General features: G+C 64.7%; 13 protein-coding genes. 10 read left to right on the plus strand and 3 right to left on the minus strand.

Features of this window, described 5'->3' with window-relative positions:
• Positions 1-4 precede the first annotated feature (4 nt).
• The 10 genes from QW887_RS20840 to mtnK all read left to right on the plus strand — a co-directional run bounded on the left by QW887_RS20840 (position 5) and on the right by mtnK (position 10,675).
• Positions 5-643 (plus strand): NADH-quinone oxidoreductase subunit J, encoded by a 639-nt coding sequence (locus QW887_RS20840; protein WP_015666525.1) that lies wholly within the window; start codon positions 5-7, stop codon positions 641-643.
• Positions 640-948, plus strand: coding sequence for an NADH-quinone oxidoreductase subunit NuoK (gene nuoK, locus QW887_RS20845; protein WP_315711558.1), 309 nt, complete (start codon positions 640-642; stop codon positions 946-948). The genes QW887_RS20840 and nuoK overlap by 4 nt, the downstream gene beginning before the upstream one ends.
• 65 nt (positions 949-1,013) lie before the next feature.
• The gene (gene nuoL, locus QW887_RS20850; protein WP_315711559.1) at positions 1,014-3,092 is read left to right on the plus strand and encodes an NADH-quinone oxidoreductase subunit L; all 2,079 of its coding nucleotides are present in this window, start codon (positions 1,014-1,016) and stop codon (positions 3,090-3,092) included.
• Positions 3,089-4,597, plus strand: a complete 1,509-nt coding sequence (locus QW887_RS20855; protein WP_315711560.1) for an NADH-quinone oxidoreductase subunit M — start codon at positions 3,089-3,091, stop codon at positions 4,595-4,597. The genes nuoL and QW887_RS20855 overlap by 4 nt, the downstream gene beginning before the upstream one ends.
• A gap of 29 nt (positions 4,598-4,626) precedes the next feature.
• Complete coding sequence (nuoN, locus tag QW887_RS20860; RefSeq protein WP_315711561.1) at positions 4,627-6,054, plus strand: NADH-quinone oxidoreductase subunit NuoN; 1,428 nt, start codon at positions 4,627-4,629, stop codon at positions 6,052-6,054.
• Positions 6,055-6,858 carry a biotin--[acetyl-CoA-carboxylase] ligase gene (locus tag QW887_RS20865; RefSeq protein WP_315711562.1) on the plus strand — a complete coding sequence of 268 codons (804 nt, stop codon included), beginning with the start codon at positions 6,055-6,057 and terminating at the stop codon, positions 6,856-6,858.
• Positions 6,859-8,529 carry a ribonuclease J gene (locus tag QW887_RS20870; RefSeq protein ID WP_315711563.1) on the plus strand — a complete coding sequence of 557 codons (1,671 nt, stop codon included), beginning with the start codon at positions 6,859-6,861 and terminating at the stop codon, positions 8,527-8,529. It begins immediately after the preceding gene.
• 47 nt (positions 8,530-8,576) lie between these two features.
• On the plus strand, positions 8,577-8,981 hold the full coding sequence (gene mce, locus QW887_RS20875; protein ID WP_315711564.1) for a methylmalonyl-CoA epimerase: 405 nt from the start codon (positions 8,577-8,579) through the stop codon (positions 8,979-8,981).
• Positions 8,982-8,996: 15 nt separating this feature from the next.
• A complete protein-coding gene (locus tag QW887_RS20880; RefSeq protein WP_315711565.1) occupies positions 8,997-9,272 on the plus strand; it encodes a DUF1467 family protein in 276 nt (91 codons plus the stop codon).
• Between the two features lie 101 nt (positions 9,273-9,373).
• The gene (mtnK, locus tag QW887_RS20885; protein ID WP_410052614.1) at positions 9,374-10,675 is read left to right on the plus strand and encodes an S-methyl-5-thioribose kinase; all 1,302 of its coding nucleotides are present in this window, start codon (positions 9,374-9,376) and stop codon (positions 10,673-10,675) included.
• A 168-nt stretch (positions 10,676-10,843) separates the two neighbouring features.
• Here the strand turns inward: mtnK and QW887_RS20890 are convergent, their stop codons facing one another.
• Genes QW887_RS20890 through QW887_RS20900 form a run of 3 tightly spaced genes read right to left on the minus strand, consistent with a single transcriptional unit; the run spans position 10,844 to position 14,431 of the window.
• A complete protein-coding gene (locus QW887_RS20890) occupies positions 10,844-11,881 on the minus strand; it encodes an ABC transporter permease (protein ID WP_315711566.1) in 1,038 nt (345 codons plus the stop codon).
• 10 nt (positions 11,882-11,891) lie between these two features.
• On the minus strand, positions 11,892-13,397 hold the full coding sequence (locus QW887_RS20895) for a sugar ABC transporter ATP-binding protein (RefSeq protein ID WP_316194903.1): 1,506 nt from the start codon (positions 13,395-13,397) through the stop codon (positions 11,892-11,894).
• A gap of 11 nt (positions 13,398-13,408) precedes the next feature.
• Positions 13,409-14,431 (minus strand): sugar ABC transporter substrate-binding protein, encoded by a 1,023-nt coding sequence (locus tag QW887_RS20900; protein ID WP_315827164.1) that lies wholly within the window; start codon positions 14,429-14,431, stop codon positions 13,409-13,411.
• Between the last annotated feature and the right edge of the window lie 193 nt (positions 14,432-14,624).

Below are 14,624 nucleotides of genomic sequence, written 5' to 3' on the forward strand. Positions count from 1 at the left end.
TCCGATGATCCTTCCTGCGCTCTTCTTCTATCTCTTCGCGGCGGTCTGCGTGGCCTCGGCCGTGATGGTGATCGTCTCGAAGAACCCCGTTCACTCGGTGCTCTATCTGATCCTCGCCTTCGTCAACGCCTCCGGCCTGTTCGTGCTGATGGGCGCCGAATTCCTGGCGATGATCCTCGTGGTCGTCTACGTCGGCGCGGTCGCGGTGCTGTTCCTGTTCGTGATCATGATGCTCGATGTCGACTTCACGGAGCTGCGCGAGGGCTTCCTGCAGTACATGCCGATCGGACTCGTCATCGGCGGCATCTTCCTGTTCGAGCTGCTGCTGACGGTGTCCTACTGGGTCATCAACCCGACGACGCCGAAGGCGATCACCGCGGCGATCCCGACCAACGTCACCAATACCGAGGCGCTCGGCCTCGTGCTCTATACGAAGTACATCCATTACTTCCAGCTCTCCGGCATGATCCTGCTGGTGGCGATGATCGGCGCGATCGTGCTGACGCTGCGCCACAAGGCGAGCGTCAAGCGCCAGGACATCAACGTCCAGAACGCGCGCACGCCGGAGATGGCGATGGCGGTCCGCAAGGTCGCGGTCGGGCAGGGGCTGCAGGACACGGACGCGGCGGAGTGGGTGAAATGACCATCGGATTGGGGCACTATCTCGCCGTCGCGGCCATGCTGTTCACGCTCGGCATCCTCGGCATCTTCCTGAACCGCAAGAACATCATCGTCATCTTGATGTCGGTCGAGCTGATCCTGCTTGCGGTGAACATCAATCTGGTGGCGTTCTCGACATTCCTGGGCGACATCGTCGGGCAGGTGTTCGCGCTGCTGGTTTTGACAGTTGCGGCGGCGGAAGCCGCGATCGGCCTTGCCGTGCTGGTGGTCTACTTCCGCAACCGCGGCTCGATTGCGGTCGAAGACGTCAATATGATGAAGGGCTAAGGGCGCATGATCCGCACAGATGGGGGCCGGCTCGCCGGCAAGGTCATGCGTAAGGGAACGGGCGAATGATCCAGGCCATTGTCTTTCTGCCGCTGCTGGGCGCGATCCTGGCCGGCCTGATCGCGCTGCTCGGCGCGCATGCGCGCCATCCGAGCGGTGATACGGTCGAGCATCATCACGACGACGGTCATCACCACGGCGCCGCCGACGCTCACGCTCACGCGCATGACGATCACGGCCACGGACACGACGACCATCATGTCGCCGAGCCGCCGGCCTCCGGCACTTGGGCGGCGCAGGTGATCACGACGGCGCTGCTGTTCGTGTCGGCCGGCCTGTCCTGGGCGATGCTGATCAGCGTCGGCTTCATGCACCACGAGGCGGGCGTGAAGGAGCTGTTGCCCTGGATCAATTCCGGCGAGCTGCAGGTGTCCTGGGCGCTGCGCGTCGACACGCTCACGGCGGTGATGCTGGTCGTTGTGACCAGCGTGTCCTCGCTCGTCCACCTCTATTCGATCGGCTATATGGACGAGGATCCGAACCGTCCGCGCTTCTTCGCCTATCTGTCGCTGTTCACCTTCGCGATGCTGATGCTGGTGACCGCGAACAACCTCGTGCAACTGTTCTTCGGCTGGGAGGGCGTCGGTCTGGCGAGCTACCTGCTGATCGGCTTCTGGTTCCAGAAGCCGTCGGCCAACGCTGCCGCCATCAAGGCCTTCGTCGTCAACCGCGTCGGCGATTTCGGCTTCGCGCTCGGCATCTTCGCCGTGTTCCTGCTGGCGAAGTCGACCGACTTCGAGACCATCTTCGCCGCCGCGCCGAGCTTTGCCGGCAAGACCATCAACTTCCTCGGCTGGCATGCCGACGCGCTGACCCTGACCTGCCTGCTGCTGTTCATGGGCGCCATGGGCAAGTCGGCGCAGTTCCTGCTGCACACCTGGCTGCCGGACGCGATGGAAGGTCCGACCCCGGTCTCGGCGCTGATCCATGCCGCGACCATGGTCACCGCCGGCGTCTTCATGGTCGCGCGCCTGTCGCCGCTGTTCGAGCTCGCCCCGAACGCCCAGGCCGTCGTGATGTTCTTCGGCGCGACCACGGCGTTCTTCGCAGCGACCGTCGGCCTCGTGCAGAACGACATCAAGCGCATCGTCGCCTACTCGACCTGCTCGCAGCTCGGCTACATGTTCGTGGCGATGGGAGCAGGGGCCTATTCGGTCGGCATGTTCCATCTGTTCACGCATGCCTTCTTCAAGGCGCTGCTGTTCTTGGGCTCTGGCTCGGTGATCTACGCGATGCATCACGAGCAGGACATCCGCAACATGGGCGGCCTGTGGCGCAAGATCCCATACACCTTCGCGGTGATGACGGTCGGCACCCTGGCGCTCACCGGCTTCCCCGGCTTCGCAGGCTTCTTCTCCAAGGATGCGATCATCGAGGCCGCGTACGCCGCGCACAATCCGTTCGCGACCTACGCGTATTTCCTCACCATTGTCGCCGCCGGCCTGACCTCGTTCTATTCCTGGCGCCTGGTGTTCAAGACCTTCTTCGGCACGCCGCACGATCAGCATCATTATGATGCCGCACACGAGAGCCCGATCTGGATGCTCATCCCGATCGGCGTGCTCGCGGCAGGCTCGATCCTGGCCGGCCTCCCGTTCAAGGGCGTGTTCACCGATCCCCATGGCGTCGAGCACTTCTTCGGCGAGTCGCTGAAGATGAACCCGCACATCCTCGAAGACATGGAGCACATGCCGGCTTGGCTCGCTCAGCTTCCCTTCGTCATGATGGTGCTGGGATTTGTGGTCTCGTACATCTTCTACGTCAGACGTCCGGACATCCCGGAGGAGCTCGCCGCGCAGCAGCCGCTGCTCTACAAGTTCCTGCTCAACAAGTGGTACTTCGACGAGCTGTATGACGTGATCTTCGTCCGTCCGGCGAAGTGGCTCGGCCGCTTCCTCTGGAAGAAGGGCGACGGCTTCGTCATCGACGGCTTCGGTCCGGACGGCGTTTCGGCGCGGGTGCTCGACATCACGCGCAACGTCGTCAAGATCCAGACCGGGTACCTCTATCATTACGCCTTTGCCATGCTGATCGGCGTCGCCGGCCTGATCACCTGGTTCATGTTCATGGGGGGCCAGCAATGACCACCTGGCCAATTCTCTCCGTCGTCACCTTCCTGCCGATCGTCGGTGCGCTGCTGATCTATCTGGTCCGCGGCGACGACGAGGCGGCTAGGCGCAATGCGCGCTGGATCGCGCTGTGGACCACGCTGATCACGTTCGGGGTGTCGGTGATCCTGGTGCTGCGCTTCGATCCCGCCCAGACCGACTTCCAATTCGTCGAGAAGTCGAACTGGCTGGCAGCCGGCATCAGCTACCACATGGGCGTCGACGGCATCTCGCTGCCGTTCGTGATCCTGACCACCGCCCTGATGCCGTTCTGCATCATCGCGAGCTGGAAGTCGGTGACCAACCGGCTACGCGAATACATGATGGCGTTCCTGATCCTGGAAACGCTGATGGTTGGCACGTTCTCGGCGCTCGACCTCGTGCTGTTCTATCTGTTCTTCGAGGGCGGCCTGATTCCGATGTTCCTGATCATCGGGGTCTGGGGCGGTCCGCGCCGGGTCTACGCCTCGTTCAAGTTCTTCCTCTACACGCTGCTCGGCTCGGTGCTGATGCTGCTCGCCATCATGGCGCTGTACTGGAACGCCGGCACGACCGACATTCCGACCCTGATGCATACGGCGGTGCCGCGGTCCTTGCAGACCTGGGCGTGGCTGGCGTTCTTCGCCTCCTTTGCGGTGAAGATGCCGATGTGGCCGGTGCACACCTGGCTGCCGGACGCGCACGTCGAGGCGCCGACCGCGGGCTCGGTGATCCTGGCCGCGATCCTCTTGAAGATGGGTGGCTACGGCTTCCTGCGCTTCTCGCTGCCGATGTTCCCGCTGGCCTCGCACGACTTCGCGCCGCTGGTGTTCACGCTCTCGGCGATCGCGATCATCTACACCTCGCTGGTCGCGCTGATGCAGGAGGACATCAAGAAGCTGATCGCCTACTCATCGGTGGCGCATATGGGCTTCGTCACCATGGGCATCTTCGCGGGCACCATGCAGGGTGTCGCCGGAGGCGTGTTCCAGATGATTTCGCACGGTATCGTCTCGGGCGCGCTGTTCCTTTGCGTCGGCGTGGTCTATGACCGCATGCATACCCGCGAGATCGCGGCCTACGGCGGCCTCGTGAACCGGATGCCGGTCTACGCGCTGGTGTTCATGGTGTTCACGATGGCCAATGTCGGCCTGCCCGGCACGTCCGGCTTCGTCGGCGAGTTCATGACCCTGCTCGGCACTTTCAAGGTGTCGATCCCGACCGCGTTCTTCGCGACATCAGGCGTCATCCTCTCGGCGGCCTACGCGTTGTGGCTTTACCGCAAGGTGGTGTTCGGTGCGCTGACCAAGCCGTCGCTCGCCAGCATCAAAGATCTCACCCTGCGTGAGGGCGTGATCCTGTTTCCGCTGGTGGCGCTGACCATCCTGTTCGGCGTTTATCCGAAGCCGATCCTCGACATGTCGGCGGCGTCGGTGCAGCAGCTCGTCAACAACTACAATACCGCCGTGACGGCCGTGAAGGCCGCCGCGCTGCTCCAATGATGAGACCTTGAGGGGTCGGGACACAGACGATGATCGAGAATCTTGGGCCTCAGCTTTGGGTGGTGCTGCCGGAGCTGCTGTTGGCCGTGGGGGCCATGGCGCTGTTGATGCTGGGCGCGTTTCGCGGGCAGGAGACGACGGGGCTCGTCACCTGGTTGGCGGTCGCTCTGCTGATCGTGGTCGGCATCCTCGTGCTCAGGCAGCCGGGCGGCCAGGCCTTCGGCGGCAGCTTCATCGCTGACAGCTATGCGCGCTTCCTGAAGATCCTGGCGCTGATCGGTTCGATCGCGACCCTGATCATGTCGGCGGAGTTCCTGTCGAAGCCCGATCGTCGCATCTTCGAATATGCGATCCTCGTGCTGCTCTCGACCTTGGGCATGCTGGTGCTGATCTCGGCCGGCGACCTGATCACGCTCTACCTCGGCCTCGAACTGATGTCGCTCGCGCTCTACGTCGTCGCGGCCAGCCATCGCGACAACGTCAAGTCGACAGAGGCAGGCCTGAAGTACTTCGTGCTGGGCGCGCTGTCCTCCGGCATGCTGCTCTACGGCGCCTCGCTGATCTACGGCTTCACCGGCACGGTGAGCTTTGCCGGGATCGCAGCGGCGACGAAGACCGGCAGCGTCGGCATCATTTTCGGCCTCGTCTTCCTGTTCGCCGGCATGTGCTTCAAGGTCTCGGCGGTGCCGTTCCACATGTGGACGCCGGACGTCTATGAAGGCGCGCCGACGCCGGTGACGGCGTTCTTCGCCTCCGCGCCCAAGGTCGCGGCGATGGCCGTGTTCGCGCGCGTCGCGCTGACGGCGTTTCCCGGCATCACCTTCCAGTGGCAGCAGATCATCGTGTTCGTCTCGATCGCCTCGATGGCGCTCGGCTCGTTCGCCGCGATCGGCCAGACCAACATCAAGCGCCTGATGGCCTATTCGTCGATCGGCCACATGGGCTTCGCGCTGGTCGGTCTCGCCGCCGGTACGGTCGAGGGCGCGCAGGGCGTGCTGACCTACATCGCGATCTATGTCGCGATGACGCTCGGCTCGTTCGCCGTGATCATGGCGATCAAGCGCAACGGCCAGTCGTTCGAGAAGATCAGCGACTTCTCGGGGCTGTCGCGCACCAATCCGCTGCTTGCCTTCTTCTTCGCGATGCTGCTGTTCTCGCTGGCCGGCGTGCCGCCGCTCGCGGGCTTCTTCGCCAAATGGTACGTCTTCGTCGCTGCCATCAAGGCCGGGCTGTTCACGCTGTCGGTGATCGGCGTGCTCACCAGCGTGGTCGGCGCCTACTATTATCTCCTGATCGTCAAGACGATGTATTTCGACGAGCCGCTGCCGACGCTCGATCCGGTCCGTATCGAGCTGCGCACGGTGCTCGCGATCTCCGGCGTCTTCAACATCCTGTTCTTCGCCTATCCCGGCCCGCTGGTCAGCGCGGCCGCGGCCGCGGCGAAGTCGCTGTTCTAGATGACGTTTGCGCTAGGGTCCCAGGCTGACAAGGCTGGCTACCGACTCGTCACGTTCGACCAGACCGGCTCAACCAATGTCGAGGCGCTGAAGTCGGCCCGAGAGGGCGGCAAGGCGCCGTGCTGGTTTGTCACATCTGAGCAGACGGCCGGGCGCGGCCGGCGCCAGCGCCCGTGGATCGCCCCGCGCGGCAATCTGGCCTCGAGCGTGCTGGAAGTGCTGAACGTGGCTCCTGCGATCGCAGCCACACTCGGCTTCGCCGCCGGTCTCTCCATCGAGAGCGCGTTGCGCCAGGTGAGCATCGAGGCCGCGCTGCGGTCCGGAGCACGCGCGTCATTCGCGCTGAAATGGCCCAACGACGTGCTGGCTGACGGCCGCAAGATCGTCGGCATGCTGCTCGAGGCGGAGCAGGTGGCTCAAGGGCTTGCGGTGGTTGCCGGTATTGGAACCAACGTGGTCGCGGCGCCGCTGGATACCCCGACACCGGCGGTGTCGTTGGCGGACCTCGGCATCCAGGTGACCGCCGAGGACCTGTTCTCGGCGCTGTCGGATGCCTGGGTCGAGTATTTCGGCATCTGGAACGAGGGACGGGGCTTCGGTGACATCCGGAAACTCTGGCTCGAGCGCGCCGCAGGCCTCGGCCAGCCGGTCGCCATCAGGTCCGGACATGCTATCATCGAGGGGATTTTCGACACGATCGACGAACAGGGTTGTATGCTGGTGCGGACCGCGGAGGGACGATTGGAGCCGATCACGGCCGGTGATGTTCATTTCGGCTCGGTCGCATCCAAAGGAGCGGTCTAGATGGCACGTCCCGACGAACTGACATTTGCGCCGCTCGGAGGTGTCGGCGAGATCGGCATGAACCTGTCGATCTACGGGCTCGGCAATCGCCACCAGCGCTCGTGGCTCGCGATCGATCTTGGCGTCTCCTTCGGCGACGAGGAGCATCTGCCGGGCATCGACCTGATCATGCCCGACGTCGCTTTCCTGGAGAAGGAGCGCAACAATCTCGTCGGCCTCGTGCTGACCCACGCGCATGAGGATCATTTCGGCGCGATCATAGACCTGTGGCCGCGGCTGAAATGCCCGATCTACGCGACCAAGTTCAGCGCCGCACTGTTCGAGGCCAAGTGCGAGGCCGAGCGCCTGCCAGCCAAGATCCCGGTCAAGGTGATCCCCTCCGGCGGCCGCGTCGACATCGGTCCGTTCAACGTCGAGTTCATTCCGGTCGCGCATTCGATCCCTGAATCGCACGCGCTGGCGATCCACACCGAGGTCGGCACTGTCCTGCATACCGGCGACTGGAAGATCGATCCGACGCCGGTGCTGGGCGCGCCGACCGACGAGAAGCGGCTGCGCGAGCTCGGTGATGCCGGATTGCTCGCACTGATCGGCGATTCCACCAATGCCGTGCGCGAGGGACGCTCGCCGTCCGAGGCCGAGGTTGCCAAGACGATCGCGGCTTTGGTGAAGGAAGCAAAGGGCCGCGTGGCCGTGACCACCTTCGCCTCCAACGTCGCGCGTATCCGCGCCGTTGCCGAAGCGGCGCGCGAGGCCGAGCGCGAGGTCGTCATCGTCGGCCGTGCCATGGAACGCGTGGTCCAGGTCGCGCGTGAGACCGGTTATCTCGACGGCGTGCAGAACTTCCGCGGCATGGATCTCTACGGCCATTTCCCGGCCGACAAGGTGCTCGCGCTCTGCACCGGCAGCCAGGGCGAGCCGCGCGCCGCGCTCTCGCGCATCGCCAATGACGATCATCCGCTGGTCACCTTGAACAAGGGCGACACCGTCATCTTCTCGTCGCGCACCATCCCCGGCAACGAGAAGGCGGTCGGCGCCGTCATCAACGGGCTGGTGCAGCAGGGCATCGAGATCATCACCGACCGCAACCATCTCGTCCATGTCTCCGGCCATCCGCGCCGCGACGAGCTGCGTGACATGATCGCGTGGACGCGGCCGCAGCTCCTGATCCCCGTGCATGGCGAGGCGCTGCATCTGCACGAGCACGCGAGGCTGGCGCGCGCCTGCGGCGTGCCCAAGGTCATCACCTGCCGCAATGGCGACCTCGTCAAGCTCGGCCCCGGTGATCCCGGGATCATCGACCAACTGCCGGCGGGGCGGCTCTACAAGGACGGCAGCATCGTCGAGGATTCGAAGTCGCGCGCCGTGGTCGAGCGTCGCAAGATGGCCTTTGCCGGCTGCATCTTCGTGGCGCTTGCCATCACCGAGAAGGGCGAGCTGGCCGACGATCCCGAGGTCGACATGGTCGGCATCCCCGAGAAGAATGCGGCGGGCGAGGAGATGGACGACATCGTCTTCGATGCTGTCGTTTCCACCTTCGAAGGTCTGCCGCGGGCGCGTCGGCGCGATTCTGACGCAGCGGCAGAATCCGTCCGGCGGGCCGTGCGTTCGGCGGTCAATGAGCAGTGGGGCAAGAAGCCGATCTGTCTCGTCCATGTGTTGGAAGTCTGACGCGGGCCTGCTGAACGGCCGTTCAAAAAGAAGAAGTGGAGGATGTCATGCTGGGCCGGCTCAACCACGTCGCCATCGCGGTCAAGGACGCCGAAAAGGCCGCCAGGATTTATGGCGCGGCATTCGGTGCTGAGATTTCGGCGGCGGTACCGCTGCCGGAGCATGGCGTGATCACGGTGTTCGTCACTCTGCCCAACACCAAGATCGAGTTCATCCAGCCGCTGGGCGAGGCGTCACCGATCGCCAAATTCCTCGAGCGCAACGCGGACGGCGGCATCCATCACGTCTGCTACGAGGTGGCCGACATCATCGCCTCGCGCGACACCCTGATCAAGGAGGGTGCCCGCGTGCTCGGCGACGGCCAGCCGAAGATCGGCGCGCATGGCAAGCCGGTTCTGTTCCTGCATCCGAAGGATTTTTCCGGCGCGCTCGTCGAGATCGAGCAGGCCTGAGGCAGCGGGGCGACCATGGCCTATACGATCTCCACCTGGCTCGCGATCTACTTCGTGATGTGGTGGGTCACGCTGTTCGTGACCCTGCCGTTCGGCATCCGCAGCCAGCACGAGTCCGGCGGAGGCCCGCTAGGCACCGACCCCGGTGCGCCGACGATCAGCCGAATGGGGCGGCGCCTGATCTGGACGACGCTGCTGTCGGCCGCGATCTTCGCCCTGTCACTCGTGGCCTATCAGGCCGGCTATCTCAGCGTTGAGCGGCTTTCGCGGCTGATGGGGATTCCGTTCTAGCCCCGCTCGCATCGCACAACGTTCTCTCGAAGCCGATGCGCGGACGTGCGTCGGCTTTTTTGCTATAGGAGGTCAAAACAAGACCGACAGGGAGGTTGCGCGTGATGACATCGGCCGAGGCCCGGAACGGGACGCAATCGGGCTATCGCATTCTGAACGAGGTTGATCTTCGAAACTATCTCGCGGGGATCCCTTCAGTTGCAGGGCAACTCGGCGGACCGGCCGAGCGCTGGTCAATCACCGAGGTCGGCGATGGCAACCTCAATCTGGTCTTCATCGTCAAGGGATCGTCCGGCGGTCTCGCGGTGAAGCAGGCGCTGCCTTACGTGCGGCTGGTCGGCGAGAGCTGGCCGCTGCCGCTGTCACGCGCCCACTATGAGCATCTGGCGCTGACGCATCAGAACCGCCTTGCCCCCGGCCTCGTGCCGGCCATCGTTCATCATGATCCGGCGCTGGCGCTGACGGCGATGGAGCTGCTGGAGCCGCACATCATCATGCGCAAGGGGTTGGTCGCGGGCACAACCTCTCCGGCCTTCGTCGATCACATCACGACCTTCATGGCGCGGACGCTGTTCTTCTCGTCCGACCTCGCGCTGTCTGCCGCCGAGAAGAAGGAGGCGATCGCAAGCTTTGCCGGCAATCATGCGCTGTGCAAGATCACCGAGGATTTGATCTTCACCGACCCCTATCGCATCGCCGAGCAAAACCGCTGGACGTCACCGTGGCTCGACGCGACCGCGGCCGACATTCGCGCCGATCTCGATCTGCACGTCGCGATCTCCAGGCTCAAGCTGAAATTCCTGTCGTGTGCCGAGGCGCTGATCCATGGCGACCTGCACACCGGGTCGATCATGGTGACGGACACCGAGACCAAGGTGATCGACCCCGAATTCGCCTTCTACGGTCCGATGGGATTCGACGTCGGTGCGGTCCTCGCCAATCTGCTGATGGCCTATTTTGCGTCCGAGGGACACGAGCAGCGGGCGGGCGAGCGGGACCACTTCGAGGGATGGGTGCTGGCGGCAGTCGATGAGGTCTGGTCCGGTTTCGCGGACAAGTTCCTGGCGCTGTGGCGCAGCGAGGCGACCGGCGATGCGTATCCGCGGTCACTGTTTCCGGGTGAAGCGGGCGCCGCGCGCCTGGAGACCGAGCGTCAGGCCTACGTGGCGAGATTGTTCCAGGACGCCATCGGTTTCACTGCGGCCAAGATCATTCGTCGCATCCTCGGCCTCGCGCACAACATCGATTTCGAACTGATCGAGGACGCCAAGCGGCGCGCGACCTGCGAGGTGCGGGCACTGCGGTTGGCACGGACGCTGATGGTGGAGACGACGACGTTCACGACGATCGGGGCGGTGACGCGGGCTGCCCGCGAGTTGCGCCACTGGCAGCCGGGGCTTTAATTCCGTCGCCTCGGCCTTCTACGTCGTTATGAGGAGCGAGCTGCGCTCGCAACGTTGCGGAAGAGCTCGTAGCCCGGATGAGCGAAGCGACATCCGGGTTTTCCGATACGGCTCTCGTGTGATCCCGGATGTCGCTTCCGGGCTACGGCAGCGCGCGTCGCAGCACGCTCAATCCGCCGCCTTCGCCCGCAGCCGCTGGGCATAGACGTTGATCACCAGGGCGGCGAGCAGGATCAGGCCGCGGATCAGGATCTTCAGGAAACTGTCGATGTTGACGTGGTCGAGGCCGTTGTTGAGCACGCCGAGCACAAACAGGCCGACGATGGTGTTGCCGATGCCGCCGCGGCCGCCGAACAGGCTGGTGCCGCCGACCACGACAGCGGCGATCGAGTCCAGCAGGTAGGTGTCGAACTCGTTCTGCTGCGCGCTGCCGAAATGCGCCACGCCGAGCATGCCGCCGATCCCCGAGCAGACGGCTGAGATCACCATCACGCTGCCGAGGATCAGCTTGACGTTCAGCCCCGAATACTCCGCCGCCTCGCGGTTGCCGCCGACCATGTAGACGTAGCGGCCGAACCGCGTGTAGGTCAGCACGAGGTGACCGAGCAACAGCATCAGGGCGGCCACGATCACGATCCAGGGCACCCCCGCTACGGAGCTGGAGCCGAGCGTCGTGATGATGGGGGGAACCTTGTAGGCGATCTGGCCGCGCACCAGCATCGCCGAGATGCCGGCGGCGATCTGCATCATCGCGAGCGTCATGATGAAGGAGGGAATGCCGATCACGGTCAGGCCGAAGGCGTTGACCAGGCCGAGCAACGCGCACAGCGCCAGCGCGAGCAGGATGGCGACAAAGCCGGGCATCGGCACGTTGGCGATGTTGACGTAGGACTCCTGCATCGTGAAGTAGGCAACGGCGATGCCGGTCACGTTGGCGATGGCGGCGATCGACAGGTCGATCTCGGCGCACAGGATCACGAAGGTGAGGCCGACCGCGATGATGCCGGTGACCGACACCTGGGTCAGGATGTTACCGACGTTGTCGAGCGTGGCGAAGGACGGACTCGCGATCGCGAAGAACGCCGTGAGGAAGATCAAGGTCAGGAACGGCGCGATGTTGCGCATCTGCGAGCGCAGCAGCGATGCGACCCCGCCTGCGCGCCGCGACGGCGCCTCCGGCATCGGAACGGTCTCGCCATGCGCCATGACAATCTCCCTACGCCGCCTCGAGCAGACGGTCTTTGCTGATGGTTTCGCCGGCAAATTCGCGCACGACCTCGCCGCGCTTGAGCACGATGACGCGGTCCGCCAGCGACAGCACCGTCTCCGGCTCGGTCGAGAGCACGATCACGGCGATGCCCTGGTCGCGCAGCTTCCGCACGATTCCGATGACGTCGCTCTTGGCGCCGACATCCATACCGCGGGTCGGCTCGCACAGCACGAGCAGCCGCGGCGGATGGCTCAGCCATTTGGCCAGCGCGACCTTCTGCTGGTTGCCGCCGGAGAGCAGGCCGAGGTCGATCTCGACATCCGCGGGCCTGATCTGCAACTGCTCGACCTGGCGCTTCGCCAGCGCGCGTTCGTGTACCGGCTTCAGCAGCACGGCGTTGATGCGGTCGAGGATGCTGATCGAGATGTTCTTGTAGACGGGCTCCTGCAGGAACAGCATGTCGCGCCGGCTCTCCGGCACGAAGGCGATGCCGGCGCGGCGCGCATCCGCCGTGCTCTTGAAGCGGTTGCGCTGGCCTGATACGCGCAGCTCGCCGGCGTCGGGCGCAAGCTTGCCGAACAGGATGCGCGCCAGCTCGAGCTGGCCGCAGCCCATGAAGCCGTAGATGCCGAGCACCTCGCCGGCGCGCACGGCGAACGAGACGCGCTTCAGATTGCGCGCCAGCGACAGGCCATCGGCTTCGACGACCACGGGCTTGTCGGCGGTCGGCGCGGGCAGGGTGATGTCGTGGGTGTAGCTGTCCTCCAGCGCATCGCGTCCCTTGCCGATCATGGCCTCGATCAGCGCGGCCTTGCTGGTGTCGGCGGCCCGCGTCTCCATGATCTTGCGGCCGTTGCGGAACACCGTGACCTCGTCGGAGATCAGCAGGATGTCCTCGATGAAGTGTGAGATGAAGACGATCCCGGTGCCCTGCTCGCGCAGCTTGCGCAACGCCGCGAACAGCCGCTCGACCTCGGGCGGCGACAGCGCCGAGGTCGGCTCGTCCAGGATGATGATGCGCGCGCCGGAGAACAGCACCCGCGCGATCTCGATCAGCTGCTGAACGCCGATCGGCAGATCTCCCAGCCGGCTCATCGGATCGGCGTCGATGCCGAGCCGCTTGAGCTGCTCGGCGGCCTCGCGTGCCATGCGACGCCACTGCACGATGCCCAGCGCATTGGTCGGCTGGTTGCCGAGAAACACGTTCTCGGCCACGGTGAGGTCCGGCGCGACGCTGAGTTCCTGATGCACCATCGCGATGCCGGCCGCGCGGGCGTCCCGCACGGAGTTGAAATGAACCTCGCGGCCGTCGAGCAGGAAACGGCCGGAGAACCCGGTGTGCACGCCGGCGATGATCTTCATCAGCGTGCTCTTGCCGGCGCCGTTCTCCCCGACGAGACCATGGATCTCGCCGGGGCGAAGAGTGAAGTCGACGCCGCGCAACGCGGTGACGCCGCCGAACGACTTGGTGATGTCCTGCAATTCCAGAAGAGGCGGGCGGCTGTTCGACATGGGGAGGGACTTCAGATCAGGAAGTGATCCTCCATCCATTGCATGCCGGCGGCATTGGCCTTGGTCACGACGGGCCCGTCGGTGATGACGTGCTTCGGAATGCCCTGGCCGCTCTTTTCGCCGGCGGTGACCGCGGCGACGCCCGCGACGATCGCGCCGCCATGAATGCGGCAGGACGGATTGCGCACGGTCGCGAACATGCGACCCTCGCTGACGGCCTGGATCGCCGGCGGCATGGCGTCGACACCGCCGATCAGGATGTTGGTGCGGTTGCGCGCCTTCATGATGTTGTAGGCGGCGAGGGCCATGTCGTCATTGTGGAAGAACGCCGCGTCGATCTGCGGATATTTCGTGAGATAGGTCTCCCACAGCCGTGCCGCCTTCGACACGTCCCAGTCGGCCGGCTGCGTGTCCAGCACCTCGATGTTCGGGAACTGCTTGATCACCGAGTTGAAGCCCTTGGCGCGGCCCTGCGCGCCGGTGTGGCCGAGCGCGCCCTGCGTCATGATGATCTTGCCCTTGCCGCCCATCGCAGTCGCCAGAGCCTGCGTGACCGATGCGCCCATGAACTCGTTGTCGGGTGCGAGGAAGGAGTGGACGTTGATCTGATCGAGCGGCGCGATCAGCGTGTCCATGTCGATCACGGGAATGCCGGCATCGATCATCTTCTGCACCGGCTGAGTCAGGGTTCCGATGCCGAACGCCTGGATCGCGACGAAGTCCCACTTCTGGGACGCCATGTTGTCGATCGCGGCGCGCTGCTTCACCGCATCGAGCTGGCCGTCGAACCAGGTCACCTCGACATTGAGCAGCTTGCCCCACCATTCCGCGGCCTGCTTGCCCTGGGCGCACCAGGTCGCCTGCAAGCCGGCATTGGAGAAGGCTGCCTTGAGCGGCTTTTCGGAGCGGCCCATCTCGGCGGCCATCGCCGGAGTGATGCCAAAGCCGGCGAGAAGGGCCGCCGCAGAGCCCGCGGCAGTCGCCGCCTGGAGAAGATCGCGCCTCGTCGTGGACGTTTTCTTAGTGCCGGACATCCCGTGCTCCCTGTCCCATCGTTGTCCGGCGGCGTCATTGATCGCGCCGCCGAGAGCAGCAGTGTTTCACAACCCCATTGATCACGCCACAGCCGGATGTTGTGCGTTGCACCGAGCGACCTTCGCGCTGCACGCGCGATGTCAGAAAACCGTGATGCGCCCGTGGTACGCGGCAGCGCAGTTTTGGGAGAGA

Source organism: Bradyrhizobium sp. SZCCHNRI3052 (genome assembly GCF_032484895.1).
GTDB lineage: Bacteria > Pseudomonadota > Alphaproteobacteria > Rhizobiales > Xanthobacteraceae > Bradyrhizobium.